Source organism: Paramicrobacterium agarici (assembly GCF_002563955.1).
GTDB lineage: Bacteria > Actinomycetota > Actinomycetes > Actinomycetales > Microbacteriaceae > Paramicrobacterium > Paramicrobacterium agarici.
On sequence record NZ_PDJE01000001.1, the window covers coordinates 164864 to 177436 of the forward strand.

General features: G+C 64.7%; 14 protein-coding genes. 7 read left to right on the forward strand and 7 right to left on the reverse strand.

Going from position 1 to position 12573, the window contains the following annotated elements; genetic code table 11:
• The first annotated feature begins 168 nt into the window (after positions 1–168).
• The gene (locus ATJ78_RS00820; RefSeq protein ID WP_098405866.1) at positions 169–1278 is read left to right on the forward strand and encodes a VIT1/CCC1 transporter family protein; all 1110 of its coding nucleotides are present in this window, start codon (positions 169–171) and stop codon (positions 1276–1278) included.
• Positions 1279–1297: 19 nt separating this feature from the next.
• Here ATJ78_RS00820 and ATJ78_RS00825 read toward each other — a convergent pair whose 3' ends face one another.
• On the reverse strand, positions 1298–2083 hold the full coding sequence (locus ATJ78_RS00825; RefSeq protein WP_098405867.1) for a LysR substrate-binding domain-containing protein: 786 nt from the start codon (positions 2081–2083) through the stop codon (positions 1298–1300).
• Positions 2084–2145: 62 nt separating this feature from the next.
• Between ATJ78_RS00825 and ATJ78_RS00830 the strand changes: the two genes are divergently transcribed.
• The gene (locus tag ATJ78_RS00830; RefSeq protein WP_098405868.1) at positions 2146–2532 is read left to right on the forward strand and encodes a DUF5997 family protein; all 387 of its coding nucleotides are present in this window, start codon (positions 2146–2148) and stop codon (positions 2530–2532) included.
• A 98-nt stretch (positions 2533–2630) separates the two neighbouring features.
• On the opposite strand, the gene ehuA is transcribed toward ATJ78_RS00830, so the two are convergent.
• Genes ehuA through ehuB form a run of 4 tightly spaced genes read right to left on the reverse strand, consistent with a single transcriptional unit; the run spans position 2631 to position 5697 of the window.
• Positions 2631–3422, reverse strand: coding sequence for an ectoine/hydroxyectoine ABC transporter ATP-binding protein EhuA (ehuA, locus tag ATJ78_RS00835; RefSeq protein WP_098405869.1), 792 nt, complete (start codon positions 3420–3422; stop codon positions 2631–2633).
• A complete protein-coding gene (gene ehuD, locus ATJ78_RS00840; protein WP_098405870.1) occupies positions 3406–4062 on the reverse strand; it encodes an ectoine/hydroxyectoine ABC transporter permease subunit EhuD in 657 nt (218 codons plus the stop codon). The genes ehuA and ehuD overlap by 17 nt, the downstream gene beginning before the upstream one ends.
• Positions 4059–4787, reverse strand: coding sequence for an ectoine/hydroxyectoine ABC transporter permease subunit EhuC (ehuC, locus tag ATJ78_RS00845; protein ID WP_098405871.1), 729 nt, complete (start codon positions 4785–4787; stop codon positions 4059–4061). The genes ehuD and ehuC overlap by 4 nt, the downstream gene beginning before the upstream one ends.
• 1 nt (position 4788) lies before the next feature.
• Entirely contained in the window at positions 4789–5697 is a 909-nt protein-coding gene (gene ehuB / locus ATJ78_RS00850) for an ectoine/hydroxyectoine ABC transporter substrate-binding protein EhuB (RefSeq protein WP_098405872.1), read from the reverse strand.
• 277 nt (positions 5698–5974) lie between these two features.
• Here ehuB and ATJ78_RS00855 point away from each other — a divergent pair, with 277 nt between their 5' ends.
• Genes ATJ78_RS00855 through crcB (ATJ78_RS00865) form a run of 3 tightly spaced genes read left to right on the forward strand, consistent with a single transcriptional unit; the run spans position 5975 to position 7561 of the window.
• Positions 5975–6733 carry a GntR family transcriptional regulator gene (locus tag ATJ78_RS00855; protein WP_169923346.1) on the forward strand — a complete coding sequence of 253 codons (759 nt, stop codon included), beginning with the start codon at positions 5975–5977 and terminating at the stop codon, positions 6731–6733.
• A gap of 13 nt (positions 6734–6746) precedes the next feature.
• Positions 6747–7187, forward strand: a complete 441-nt coding sequence (crcB, locus tag ATJ78_RS00860) for a fluoride efflux transporter CrcB (RefSeq protein ID WP_245836155.1) — start codon at positions 6747–6749, stop codon at positions 7185–7187.
• Entirely contained in the window at positions 7184–7561 is a 378-nt protein-coding gene (gene crcB, locus ATJ78_RS00865; RefSeq protein ID WP_098405875.1) for a fluoride efflux transporter CrcB, read from the forward strand. Before crcB (ATJ78_RS00860) ends, crcB (ATJ78_RS00865) begins: the two co-directional genes overlap by 4 nt.
• 5 nt (positions 7562–7566) lie before the next feature.
• Here crcB (ATJ78_RS00865) and ATJ78_RS00870 read toward each other — a convergent pair whose 3' ends face one another.
• Positions 7567–8301 (reverse strand): IclR family transcriptional regulator, encoded by a 735-nt coding sequence (locus ATJ78_RS00870; RefSeq protein WP_098405876.1) that lies wholly within the window; start codon positions 8299–8301, stop codon positions 7567–7569.
• Between the two features lie 150 nt (positions 8302–8451).
• On the opposite strand from ATJ78_RS00870, the gene ATJ78_RS00875 reads away from it, so the two are divergent.
• Positions 8452–10356 carry an FAD-binding monooxygenase gene (locus tag ATJ78_RS00875; protein ID WP_098409128.1) on the forward strand — a complete coding sequence of 635 codons (1905 nt, stop codon included), beginning with the start codon at positions 8452–8454 and terminating at the stop codon, positions 10354–10356.
• Positions 10357–10489: 133 nt separating this feature from the next.
• Here the strand turns inward: ATJ78_RS00875 and ATJ78_RS00880 are convergent, their stop codons facing one another.
• Positions 10490–10909 (reverse strand): CBS domain-containing protein, encoded by a 420-nt coding sequence (locus ATJ78_RS00880; protein ID WP_098405877.1) that lies wholly within the window; start codon positions 10907–10909, stop codon positions 10490–10492.
• Positions 10910–11106: 197 nt separating this feature from the next.
• Between ATJ78_RS00880 and ATJ78_RS00885 the strand changes: the two genes are divergently transcribed.
• Positions 11107–12564, forward strand: coding sequence for an MFS transporter (locus ATJ78_RS00885; protein ID WP_434061478.1), 1458 nt, complete (start codon positions 11107–11109; stop codon positions 12562–12564).
• The last annotated feature ends 9 nt before the right edge of the window (positions 12565–12573 follow it).

Sequence of the window (12573 nt, forward strand, 5' to 3'; positions counted from 1 at the left end):
GCTTGAAGGGGAGTAGTTCCCACGGCCCGGCACACGGGCAAAGCGGAGTGTCGACAGACTGGCGCCACGGTAGGCGCCCGGCCCTCCACCCGTACGCGGGCGAACGAGACCTTCGGCCGACCAGGCCGGAGACCCATCGCTTCTCTGGCCGCCGACCAGGAGAAGACCGTGACCGACGCTCAGTCAGCCGCACCTCGAAACCCCAGCCCCGCAGACATCCGGCGCTGGCGGCAGTACCTCGCCGATGAACGCGCCGAAGCGGCCGTCTACGAAGAGCTGGCCAGCAAGCGTTCAGGTGAGGAACGCGCCATTCTGCTCGGACTCGTCGAAGCCGAGCGTCGTCACGAAGCACACTGGGTTGCTCTGCTCGGCGAGAACGTGGGGCTGCCCACACGCACGAAGCTCCGCACGAGGATGCTGGCATTTCTCGCCCGTCGCTTCGGCTCGATCTTCGTTCTCGCTCTCATGCAGCAGGCCGAATCCCGGTCGCCTTACGGAACAGACGACGACGCGACAGAGGCCATGGCCGCCGACGAGCAGATTCACGAAGAGGTGGTGCGCGGACTTGCTGCACGGGGACGCACGCGCCTCTCGGGAACCTTTCGCGCTGCCGTCTTTGGCGCCAACGACGGGCTGGTCTCGAACCTCGCCCTCGTGATCGGCATGGCTGCCACAGGCGTCTCGAGTGCCATCGTTCTCGCCTCGGGCATCGCCGGACTGCTCGCCGGCGCACTCTCAATGGGCGCCGGCGAGTTCGTGTCTGTGAGGTCGCAGCGCGAGCTGCTCAGCTCCACCCTGCCGAACCCCGAGACGCAGAAGATTCTGCCGAACCTCGACGCCGAGGCCAACGAACTCGCCCTCGTCTATCGTGCGCGAGGAATGAGCGAAGAGGATGCTGAGTCGCACGCCCGCGAGCGCCTCTACGGACTCGAGTGCGTTCACGGCAGAGACGATACGGCGCGGCACTCCTCCGATGCGGACACCGACGACCACTCGGCCATCGGCTCGGCGTGGGGTGCCGCAGCATCCAGCTTCTGCTTCTTCGCCTCCGGTGCCATCGTTCCTGTGATTCCCCTGCTGTTTGGAGCGTCGGGTCTCACGGCCATCATCGTCGCCGCGGTGCTCGTCGGCATCGCCCTGCTCATGACCGGAGCCGTCGTCGGCGTGCTCTCGGGAGCGTCGCCGTTGAAGCGTGCGCTGCGCCAGCTGGGCATCGGGTTCGGCGCTGCTCTCGTCACGTATCTGCTCGGGTTGCTGTTCGGCACGAGCGTGGCGTAGCGGTCTGCCGCGAACCTGCTCAGCGTCGGCCCCGTTTGCCCCCGCCGGCCTTGCGCCGCGCGACGCGAGCGGCGTGCTTGCGCTCGCGCATTTCTTCGGCCGAACGCCGCGCAGCATTCTTCTTCTCTGCCGCGCGTTTCTGCGCCGCGTGCTGCTGAGCTTCAACGGCGCCGCGCGCGCGGGTGCTGTGCGCTGATCGGCCACGCACGACGCCGATGAACGACTCCGTCAGCTCGTCGTCATGGCCCTCGCGCCAGCACAACGCCACGCGGGTCTCGGCGACACCCAAGACCGGGCGCCGAACAACGTCTTTGCGGTCGAACTGCCGAGCGACAGACAGCGGAAGGATCGCGATCCCCGCGCCCGTGGCGACAAGCTCGATCAGCTGGCGCGGCGTCAGGGCATCGAGGCCCGGTCCGACAACAGCATCCGGGGCGACCTCCCGCCACTCCGGCACGGCACCAGGATGCTGCAGGAGATGCTCGTTCGTGAGATCGGCGAGCTCGACAGCATCCGCTGCCTCAACGACGTGCCCCTTGGGCGCGACGACGACGGGGCTCTCGGCGTAGAGCGGAATCACGTGCAAGCCCGTGGTGTCGATCGGCAGCCGTGCGAGCACCATGTCAGCCCGACCCTCGACAATCACCGCACGCTGCTCACGCGAGTCCTCAAGCGGCACAGGAACGAGCTCGGCGTTCGACTCTCGCTCACGCCAGATGCGAAACCATTTATCGGGAGAGACGCCCGGAACGAATGCAATGCGCAGACGGCTGCTGCCGTCAGCATCCGTCATTGTGTCGGCCATGATCTGCTCCCGTCGCGCTCGTGCAAGCGTAATACGTCGCGGCTCCCGTACGCTGGAACATTATGAGCGCACCCCAATCTCAGTCGATGAAGGCCCAGACGGCCGCGAAGAAGCTCGGCATTCTGTTGTCGGCGACCCCGCCCGAGTTTCGCGAGGGACCCGTGACGCGCGATGAGCTGAACGAGCTACAGCAGAACCCGCCCGAGTGGCTCGCGGAGCTGCGCCGCAATGGCCCCCACCCGCGCCACGAGGTAGCGCGAAAGCTCGGAGTCTCTGCGTCCGGTCTGGCACGCGCCGGTATCACCGATCCGCTCACGACCGCTCAGATCAAGGAGCTTCTCGCCGACAAGCCCCAGTGGCTCGTCACCGAGCGGGCTCGCCAGGCGAAGGTGCACGAAGAGAACGCGCGCATCAAAGCCCAGGATGCTGCGAAGCGCTCGAACGACTGAGGCACACACACCACGCGCTGCACTGATTCGGGGCGAGATCTCACGCTGAGATCTCGCCCCGTTGTCGGCGCGCCACACGTTGCGCTGGCGCCAGCGTTCTAGTTGTTGCCGAGCACCGCCGAGAGGAAGTCTCGCGTGCGCTGTTCCTTCGGCGCCGTGAACATCGACTCCGGGTCTGATTCCTCCACGATCTTTCCGCCGTCGAACATCAGAACGCGGTTTGAGACGTCACGAGCGAACTGCATCTCATGCGTCACGATCAGCATTGTGATGTCGGTCTCTTTCGCGACGTCTCGCAGGATCGACAGAACTTCGCCGACGATCTCGGGGTCGAGAGCTGAGGTGACCTCGTCGAGAAGCAGAATCTCCGGATCCATCGCGAGGGCGCGGGCGACCGCGACGCGCTGCTGCTGACCACCCGAGAGCTCGAGCGGGTGCGAGTCAGCCTTGTCGGCGAGCCCGACCTTGTCGAGCAGGCCCTTGGCTTTCTCGATCGCGGCGGCCTTCGACATCTTGAGCACATGCACGGGCGCCTCGATGAGGTTCTCCATGACGGTCATGTTGGGGAACAGGTTGAACTGCTGAAACACCATTCCGATGCGCTTGCGCACCTCGTTCTTGTGCTTCTCCTTCAGCTCGACCCGCTTACCGCCGCGTTCCTCGTGCGTCAGCGGTTCGCCATCGATGTAGATGTATCCGCCGTTGGCCTCTTCGAGCGTCATGACGAGACGTAGAATCGTGGTCTTGCCCGAGCCGCTGGGCCCGATCAGCGTCACACGGTCGCCCTTCGCGACGCTGAAGTTGAGGTCGTGAAGCACAACGTTGTCGCCGAATCGCTTTTCGACGTTGTCGAACCTGATGGCGGGTTCTGTGTCAGTTTGAGAAGGCAAGTCGCTTTTCCAATCGGCCGATGAGCAATGACGTGGGGTAGCTGGCGATCAAGAAGATGATGCCGGCCGTGGTGATCGCTTCAATGTAGGTGAAGTGATTCCCGCCAAAGACGAGCGCAGCCCTCACCATCTCGGTCACGGTGATCGCGATGAGGAACGGCGTGTCCTTGAACATCGAGATCACGTAATTGCCGAGCGCGGGAATCGTCGATCTCAGCGCCTGCGGAATCACCACGGCGACCCAGGTGCGGGTCGGCGACATCGACAGAGCCGTCGTCGCCTCCCACTGGCCGGCCGGTACCGCGTCTATTCCCGCTCGGTACACCTCCGCCATATACGTGGAGTAGTGGATGCCGAAGATGATCACGCCGATCGTCACGGGATCCAGCTCGAGAAGCAGGTAATACGCGAACAACAGCTGCACGACGATCGGAGTCATGCGAATGAAGTTCACGATAAATGTCAGCACAGCGGCGATGGGCTTCGGAGCCGAGCGTCGCGCGATGGCGATGACGAGTCCGAGCACAGCGGCGATGGCGCTTCCGACGATGGTGACGAGAAGCGTCACCTTCACGAATCCGAGGAGGAGCTCTGGGAGCGCCTCCCAGACCATTGTCCAGTCCCATTGAAGGCCGGTCATGAAACACCTGCCTTCCCGCCGGCGCTGCGAGGAGCGCGGAAGCTCAGCGCCTCACGCAGCGACTCACCGCGTCCGAGCTTGTGCTTCGCATGAACTTCAAGAGCGTTCATGATGAGCGTGAGGGCATAGGCGATGACGAAGTAGATGATCAGGCTGACGCCGTATGCGAAGAACGTGTCGGTCGAATTGCGGAGCTTGTCGGTCGCATACGTCAGATCGGCGAGTGTGATGAAACTCACGATGGCCGTTCCCTTGAGCAGCTGGATCAGCAGATTGGTGAGCGAAGGGATCATGAGAGCCCACGCCTGAGGGAAGATGACGCGCCACATCCGCTGCGCGGACCCCATGCTCAGCGCCGTTGTCGCCTCCCACTGCCCGGAGGGAACGGAGTTGATCGATCCGCGCACGACCTCGGCGCCATATGCGCCGTAGTTGAGACCGAGTGCGAGGATTCCGACGAACATCGCGGGGAGTTCGACCCCGATCTGCGGCATGACGAAGAAGAACCAGAAGAGCTGGACAACGAGCGACGTACCGCGGAAGAACTCAATGACGGCGCGCGCGATTCCGCGGAGAACGATGTTCTCGAATCGCGCGAGCAGCCCGAGGCCTATTGCTATGAGAAGCGCCAGCAGAGCGCCGCCGATGGTGAGCTGAATGGTGATCCAAACACCTTCGCCCACCAACGGCAGCGCTCCGATGAGCGCCGCGATATTCTCGCCCAAGTTAGCTCAGGTCTCCTTCACAGAGCTGCTCGGTCGTGAGGTCCTCCGGCGGGAGGTTGTCCTCGGTGAAGCCGTACTCGCCCACGAGGGACATGTACTTCTCGGGGTCGCCCGTGATGTTCGCGAGCTCTTCGTTGTACGCCTCAAGCAGTTCCGTGTCGTCCTGACGGAAGACCGTGGATCCAGCGCCGATCTGCTCGACACCGTCGATCACCTGCACGAACGGCTTCGTCGTCTCAACGCCGGCGTCGGGGTTGTTCTCGGCCATCCAGTTGAGCGAAATCGCCGTCATGGCGAACACGTCAGCACGGCCGTTCGAGACGAGGTCCATGCCGTCTTGGGCGTTGTCGACCTCGACGGTGTTCGAGATGCCGAGGGACTCTGCGTAGCCGGCCTCGATGCCGCCAGCGAGGATCGCGAGCTTGACGTCACCGTTTGTCGCCTTCACCGAGTCCAGATCGGTCAGGCCTTCCGGGTTGCCCTCGGGAACCATCAGTGTCGTCGTGTACATGATCTCGGGGTCGCTGAACGCAGCCTTTGCGCAGCGGTCAGGGAGAATCGACATTCCCGCGCTGATGACGTCGAACCGGCCGGCATTCAGGCCGGGGATCAGGGAGTTCCAGTCGGATTCGACGACCTTGATGTCGTCGATGCCGAGTGCGGAGAAGATCTCTTTGTGCATCGCGATGGTGGCGCCCTGTGGCTCACCGTTGTCGTCGACCCACGAGTAGGGACGCTCGTCGGCGACCGCGATGGTGATCGATCCGGCCTCTTTGGCCTTCTCGAGTGTGCTGCCCGCTTCTTCGGATCCTCCGGATCCGGAATCCGAGCTGCACCCGGCCATGAGGCCGAGGGTCAGGATCCCGACCGCGGCAATACCCGCGCGTGCAAGAGTACGTCGCTTTGACATCGTGTTCCTCTTTCGGTTGTGACGGGGCGAACCCTCACCCTCGTTGTGAGCGGGGACCCGGCCCGAAATTGGGGATGGCTCTGGCTACCTTATGCCCATTCTCAGACACGCGCACATTCTGCACGCCTTATTGTCTGCTTGTATACAAAGTTGTTATGGTTGGCGAGCCACCCGCGGTTTATGCTCGATCGTGTCCGTTCGCATCGGCACAGCCCAGCGCGGCACAGCGCGCACCGCCTCCGTCCGCACGCGGGGTCGCACAGACATAAGGAACTTGATGCCACAGAGCAGCACACGTACAGGAGCGCCGATTTCGGTGTTCCGGGTTCCACGCACGTCGACGGTCGACCTGATCGCGATCGAGCTTCGAAACGCCATCTTCTCTGGCGCGCTCCCTGTGGGCAGCCAGATCGGCGAGGTCGAGATCTCATCGCAACTCGGGGTGAGTCGCAGCCCGCTGCGCGAGGCGACACAGCGGCTCGTGCAAGAGGGGCTTCTCACCGCGACACCGGGCAGAGGGCTGCGCGTGAGCAGAATCGGACCCGAGCACGTGAGCGACCTCTACGTCGCACGGCTCGCCGTTGAGTCCGAGGCGATCCGAATCATCATCGACCGTGCCGATCCCGAAGCGCTTGCACTGCTCGAGAAGCAGTTCGAGGCGCTCGTCAAGGTCAGCGAGGGCACAGACGCGCGGTCGATCGGCGACGCCGACATCGCCTTCCATCAGAAGCTGGTGGATGCCGCGGGCAGCCGTCGTCTCTCGCACTACATGAGCACGCTCATCATCGAGACGCGCATCGCAAGCTTCAGCTCCCCAGACGGCTATGCCGTGCGCCGCAGCGTCTCCCCCACCTACACCACGCTGCTCGACGCGATCCGCAACGCCGACGCCGACGCCGCGGTGTCTGCGCTCGCTGTGCAGTTCGATGACGCCGTCTCTCGCCTCGTCGGAAAGGACGCAGAGGTCGAGACCGTCGAGACGCCGCCCGACGCCGTACCTCCGAGCTTCGAGCCCATCGACGCGCCTCGCGCCTAGGTTCCCCGCGCAGGTGAACCACACGCAGCGACCCCCGCACACGCGGTGGCGATTTCTCGCACTCGTCGCGCTCGGCGGAGCGTGCGGCAGCGCCCTGCGTGCCGCGATCGCTCTCGCCATTCACGACGATGCATTCCCCGTGGCCACGCTCACCGTGAATCTGGCCGGAGCATTCGGGCTCGGGATGCTGCTCGAGGCACTGAGCCGCTTCGGCGATGACACCGGTCGGCGCCGCGTGCTGCGGCTGGGTATCGGCACGGGGTTCTTCGGCGGCTTCACAACCTACAGCACCTTCGCGGTCGACACCGTGCGGCTCCTCGCAGACGGGGCGCCACCTCTTGCGATCGGCTACGCGCTCGTCACGCTCGCTGTCGGCGCCGTCGCCACCGTGCTGGGCATCATGCTCGGCGCGGGGCTGCACCGTCGCCGCAGCCGGGGCGGAGGCGCGGCATGACACCGCTCGTTTTCATCGCCCTCGCATTCGCGGGAGGAGCGGGTGCCGCCGTTCGCTTCTGGCTCGACGGCGTCATCTCCGCGCGAGTCAAGAAACCGTTCCCCTACGCGACGGCCGTGATCAACGTCAGCGGCTCCTTCGCTCTCGGCGCACTGACCGGCGCCGCTGGCGCCCTGGTCGTCCCAGAAAGCATCGCCCTCATCATCGGCACGGGCTTTCTCGGCGGCTATACGACGTTTAGCACGGCGAGCGTCGAAACCGTTCGCCTGATTCAGCAGGGACGCTGGCTCGCGGGAGTCGTCAACGGGGTCGGGATGCTGCTGCTCGCCGTCGCGGCCGCGGCGTTCGGCTGGTGGCTCATCGCACTGCTCTGACGCGCTCAGCCCCCGAGCGCGTCGCTGATCGCGGCGGTCGATCGGGTGAGGCGGTCCACGATGCGGTCGACGTCGAGCGTTGGGGCCACGTGCACAACCGCGACCGCCGCCGGCTGCCGCCCCCGAAGCGCCAGCGGCACCGCGACCGACTGCACGCTCGGGATCACCTCGTTAAAGCTCGTCGCGAAGCCACGCGCGACAACATCGTCGATCTCGCTTCGCAGCGCCTCCGACATGTCGGCGGGCCACTCACGTCGTGGAAGCTGTGCGACGATCGCCTTGCCTGGCGCGCCCGCCGTCATGGGATGGCTCGCGCCGGGGCGCTGTGCGACCGAGGCGATGGCGTGGCGGGGTTCGACGCTCACGAGTGTGGTGCACTGGTCGCGGTCTCGCACGGCAAGAAAGCACGTCATGCCCAGCTCGTTCGCCACGGACGAGAGCTCGGGCAGAGCCTCCGCCTGCAGATCATGGGCGACGCTCGCCGCGAGAGAGGCCATGCGCGCCCCGAGCGCGAGCCTGCCCGACGAGTCTCGGCCCACCAGTCCGTGCTCTTCGAACGTGCGCAGCAGCCGATACGCGTTCGAGCGGTGCACGCCGAGTTCACTCGCCACGTCGTCGATGCTCAGCGGCGACGGCGCCTCCGCGAGAATCTCGAGAATGCGGATGCCGCGGCTGAGGGTCTGCGATGCAGCAGAACCTCCGCTCGACGCGCGATTCTGTCGAGGCGCGGTGTCGGTCATCGCATCCTCTCCCCCCTGCTCGGCTGGGCGTCCACTTGCACGCCCTTCACAGCGACACGTACCATTGTCTAATAGTAGAACATGGTGTTCAAATAACGAACACGCGAGTTGCGGCCTCGACGATGCAGTGCGAGGGAAGGATCAATGACGATGCAGTTTCACCACCACGGCTACGTGTCAGGCGACCCGCGGGTACAGCCGGCGTCAGGCACAGGAGTCGACCGTCCGGCGGAGCTTCCCGACATGACGGATGTGCTGATCGTCGGGTCAGGGCCGGCGGGGATGCTGCTCGCCGCCCAGCTCTCGCAATACCCCGATGTGACGACGCGGCTCGTCGAGCGCCGGCCCGGTCGCCTTGAAATCGGGCAGGCCGACGGCATCCAGGCCCGCAGCGTTGAGACGTTCCAGGCGTTCGGGTTCGCCGAATCGATCGTCGCCGAGGCCTACCGCATCACATCGATGAATTTCTGGTCACCCGACCCGGTGGATCCCTCGAAGATCGTGCGGTCAGGACGCGAGGTCGACGACCCGCACGGCATCAGCGAGTTTCCCCACCTCATCGTCAACCAGGCACGCGTGCTCGACTATTTCGCGGCAAGCGCTTTGAACGGTCCCGGTCGCATCCGGCCCGACTACGGCTATGAGTTCGCCGGGCTGACCGTGCACGACGACGGCGAGTACCCCGTCGAGGTCTCCCTGCGCCACACGGCCGGCGCACACCAGGGGACAACGCAGACAATTCGCGCCAAGTACGTCGTCGGCTGCGATGGCGCACGCAGTGCCGTGCGCGAGTCGATCGGCCGCAGGCTCGCCGGCGACCAGGCGTTCCACGCGTGGGGCGTCATGGACGTGCTCACTGATACCGATTTTCCCGACGTACGCACCAAGTGCGCTATTCAGTCCGAGTCGGGCAGCATCCTGCTCATCCCCCGTGAAGGCGGCTATCTTGCTCGCTGGTACGTCGATCTCGGCGAAGTCGGCGCCGACGACAACCACGAGGTGCGCAACACGCCGATCGAGACCATCATCGCCAAGGCAAACGAGATCATTCGCCCCTACTCTCTCGAGGTGCGCGACGTCGCCTGGTGGAGCGTTTATGAGGTCGGGCACCGCGTGACCGACAAGTTCGATGATGTTCCCGCCGAAGACACCGACACGGTGAATCCGCGCGTCTTCATCGCGGGCGACGCCTGCCACACGCACAGTGCGAAGGCCGGCCAGGGCATGAACGTCTCGATGCAAGACGGATTCAACATCGGCTGGAAGCTCGGGCAGGTGCTCTCCGCGCGCAGCCCTGAATCACTGCTCTGCACGTACTCGGGCGAGCGTCAGGAGATCGCCCAGAACCTCATCGATTTCGACAAGGAATGGTCGACGATGATGGCGAAGAAGCCCGAGGAGTTCTCGAACCCGAAGGAGCTGAGCGACTTCTACACGGCCACGGCGGAGTTCCCCGCCGGGTTCATGACGCAGTACAAGCCGTCCATGATCACGGGCGAGAACACGCACCAGGATCTCGCGAGCGGGTTCCCCATCGGCAAGCGCTTCAAGTCCGCGCGAGTGGTGCGGATCGGCGACACCAACCCGGTACACCTCGGGCACCATGCACGCGCAGACGGCCGGTGGCGCGTGTATGCATTCGCGGATGCTGCCGCGCCCGGCGAGCCATCGGCGCTCACCTCGTGGGCCGAGTGGATGCTCGGCTCCCCCGATTCCCCCGTCGCGCGCTTCACCCCGGAGGGCTCTGATCTCGACGGGCAGTTCGACATCAAAGTCGTCTACCAGCAGAATCTCGAAGACGTCGACCTCAATCGGGTGCCGAAGATCTTCTTGCCGAGAAGCGGGCCCTTCCAGCTCGTGGATTACGAGAAGGTCTACGCCACGCTCGAGGGAGAGGACATCTTCGACGAGCGCGACATCTCGCGCAACGGAGCTGTCATCGTCGTGCGCCCGGACCAGTACGTTGCTCACGTGCTGCCGTTGACGGCGACGACCGAGCTGGCGGAGTTCTTTGCGCAGAGCTTCATCGAGCAGCCACCGTCCCGCACAGTGTAGGCGCGAGGCCGCGGTGCAGGGCGGCCCGCCTCGGAGGAGCGCCGCTGAGCTTCTGCTGACGACAGCGCGACGACGCGCGAGCGCAGATCGCGCACGCGGTCGGCGCGTTCATGAACGACGTCGAGTGACGCCGTCAGTCGTTCTTCGAGATCTCCGAGACAGTATCGCCCGCGTCCTTCGATTGCAGCGACAGCGCCACGTCGGCCTGACTGATGATGCCGACGAGATCCTTGTCATCGAGGACCGGAAGCCGCCGCACTCGCTGCGCCTGCATCAGTGACAGAGCGTCGCTGATGTCAGCATCCGCGCTCACTGTCGTCGGAACGCCCTCAGCGAGCTCACTCGCGCGCGTCTGCGACGGGTCTCCCCCATTGGCAATGCACTTCACGACGATGTCACGATCGGTCACCATGCCCTTGAGCTTCTTGTCGTCGCCGCAGATCGGAAGCGCGCCCACATTGAGCGATGCGAGCTGCTTGGCGGCATCTGTCAGCGTGTCGTTCTCGCCCACGCACTGCGGCGCCGGTGTCATCACGTCTCTCACCAGAGTCATGTCCTTCTCCTTCCGATTTCGAGGCCACCGTACGTCGTGCTTCTGGCGGCCAGTGAGGGGGTTGACAGCTCCAGCGGCGCCGATCGGGCGCCCGATCCCACGCCGCACAACGTTCGTCAAGCCCTTACTCCGGCACTTTCGGTGGCGCTAGCATCTGCGAGAAGCACGAGAAGCGCTCGGCCGGAAGGGGGCTCGTCATGGCGACCACGTTCGGAAAGATCAACACGAAGATCCCGGCTCGAATGGACAGGCTCCCCTGGGCACGGTGGCACTGGCTCGTTGTCATCGGACTTGGCACGGTCTGGATCCTTGACGGACTCGAGGTGACGATCGTCGGAGCGATCGCGGGGCGGCTGACCGAAGAGGCGAGCGGGCTCAATCTGACCTCGGCCGACATCGGGCTCGCAGCGGGAATCTACGTCGCCGGCGCCTGCTCGGGCGCCTTGTTCTTCGGATATCTGACGGACAGATTCGGCCGGAAGAAGCTCTTCATCATCACGCTCGGCGTCTACCTTCTCGCCACTGTCGCCACCGCGTTCTCGTTCAACGCGATCTACTTCTTCATCTGCCGGTTCTTCACCGGCGCCGGAATCGGTGGCGAGTACGCCGCCATCAACTCGGCGATCGACGAGCTGATTCCGGCTCGCCGGCGCGGCGTCGTCGACCTGGCGATCAACGGCTCGTACTGGCTCGGCACCGCATTCGGCGCTGTGCTGACCGTCTTTCTTCTCGACACGTCGATCTTTGCGGCCGACCTGGGCTGGCGCCTGGCGTTCGGGCTCGGGGCGGTGCTGGGACTCGTGATCCTGCTGGTTCGCCGCAATGTACCCGAGTCTCCGCGCTGGCTTTTCATTCACGGTCGCAATGACGAGGCAGAGAAGCTGGTCGGCGACATCGAGGCGCACGTCGAAGAGCACTCCCGAACAACGCTCGATCCCGTGAGCGACGATAAGACCCTCGTGATCCGACAGCGCTCGCACACGGGATTCATCGAGATCGCGAAGACAGCTGTGACCCGGTACCCGAAGCGGTTCACGCTCGGTATCTCACTCTTCACGGGTCAGGCCTTTCTCTACAACGCCGTCTTCTTCACCTACGCCCTCGTGCTCACCGAGCTGCTCGGGGTTCCCGATGACGTCGCACCGTGGGCACTCGTGCCGATCGCGATCGGCAATTTCGCCGGCCCGCTCCTTCTCGGTCACTTCTTCGACACGGTGGGCCGCAAGCCGATGATCACGGGAACGTACGTCGGCAGCGGCATCTTGCTGATCATCACCGCCCTCTTGTTCGGCGGCGGGCATCTGGATGCTGTCTGGCTGACCGTGTGCTGGTGCGTCGTGTTCTTCTTCGCGTCGGCAGGTTCGTCGAGCGCCTACCTCACGGTGAGCGAGATCTTCCCGATGGAGACGCGCGCCATGTCGATCGCGTTCTTCTACGCCGTGGGAACGGGTCTTGGCGGCATCATCGGGCCGATCCTGTTCGGCCAGCTGATCGGCGATGGCATTCAGGCCGTGACGTTCGGCTACTACCTGGGCGCCGCCCTCATGATCGCGGCCGGACTCGTCGAGCTGTTCCTCGGCGTCAAGGCCGAACGGCAGTCGCTTGAAGACATTGCGCAGCCGCTCTCGGCAGAGATGCCGACGGTGTCGAAGTGACGGTGCCGT

Bases quoted from the DNA above. Each gene is read 5' to 3' on its own strand.
- ATJ78_RS00825 (WP_098405867.1), bottom strand. From the start codon at position 2,083: ATGGCCGACACAATGACGGATGCTGACGGCAGCAGCCGTCTGCGCATT.
- ATJ78_RS00830 (WP_098405868.1), top strand. From the start codon at position 2,146: ATGAGCGCACCCCAATCTCAGTCGATGAAGGCCCAGACGGCCGCGAAG.
- ehuD (WP_098405870.1), bottom strand. From the start codon at position 4,062: ATGACCGGCCTTCAATGGGACTGGACAATGGTCTGGGAGGCGCTCCCA.
- ehuB (WP_098405872.1), bottom strand. From the start codon at position 5,697: ATGTCAAAGCGACGTACTCTTGCACGCGCGGGTATTGCCGCGGTCGGG.
- ATJ78_RS00855 (WP_169923346.1), top strand. From the start codon at position 5,975: ATGCCACAGAGCAGCACACGTACAGGAGCGCCGATTTCGGTGTTCCGG.
- crcB (WP_098405875.1), top strand. From the start codon at position 7,184: ATGACACCGCTCGTTTTCATCGCCCTCGCATTCGCGGGAGGAGCGGGT.
- ATJ78_RS00870 (WP_098405876.1), bottom strand. From the start codon at position 8,301: ATGACCGACACCGCGCCTCGACAGAATCGCGCGTCGAGCGGAGGTTCT.
- ATJ78_RS00875 (WP_098409128.1), top strand. From the start codon at position 8,452: ATGCAGTTTCACCACCACGGCTACGTGTCAGGCGACCCGCGGGTACAG.
- ATJ78_RS00880 (WP_098405877.1), bottom strand. From the start codon at position 10,909: ATGACTCTGGTGAGAGACGTGATGACACCGGCGCCGCAGTGCGTGGGC.
- ATJ78_RS00885 (WP_434061478.1), top strand. From the start codon at position 11,107: ATGGCGACCACGTTCGGAAAGATCAACACGAAGATCCCGGCTCGAATG.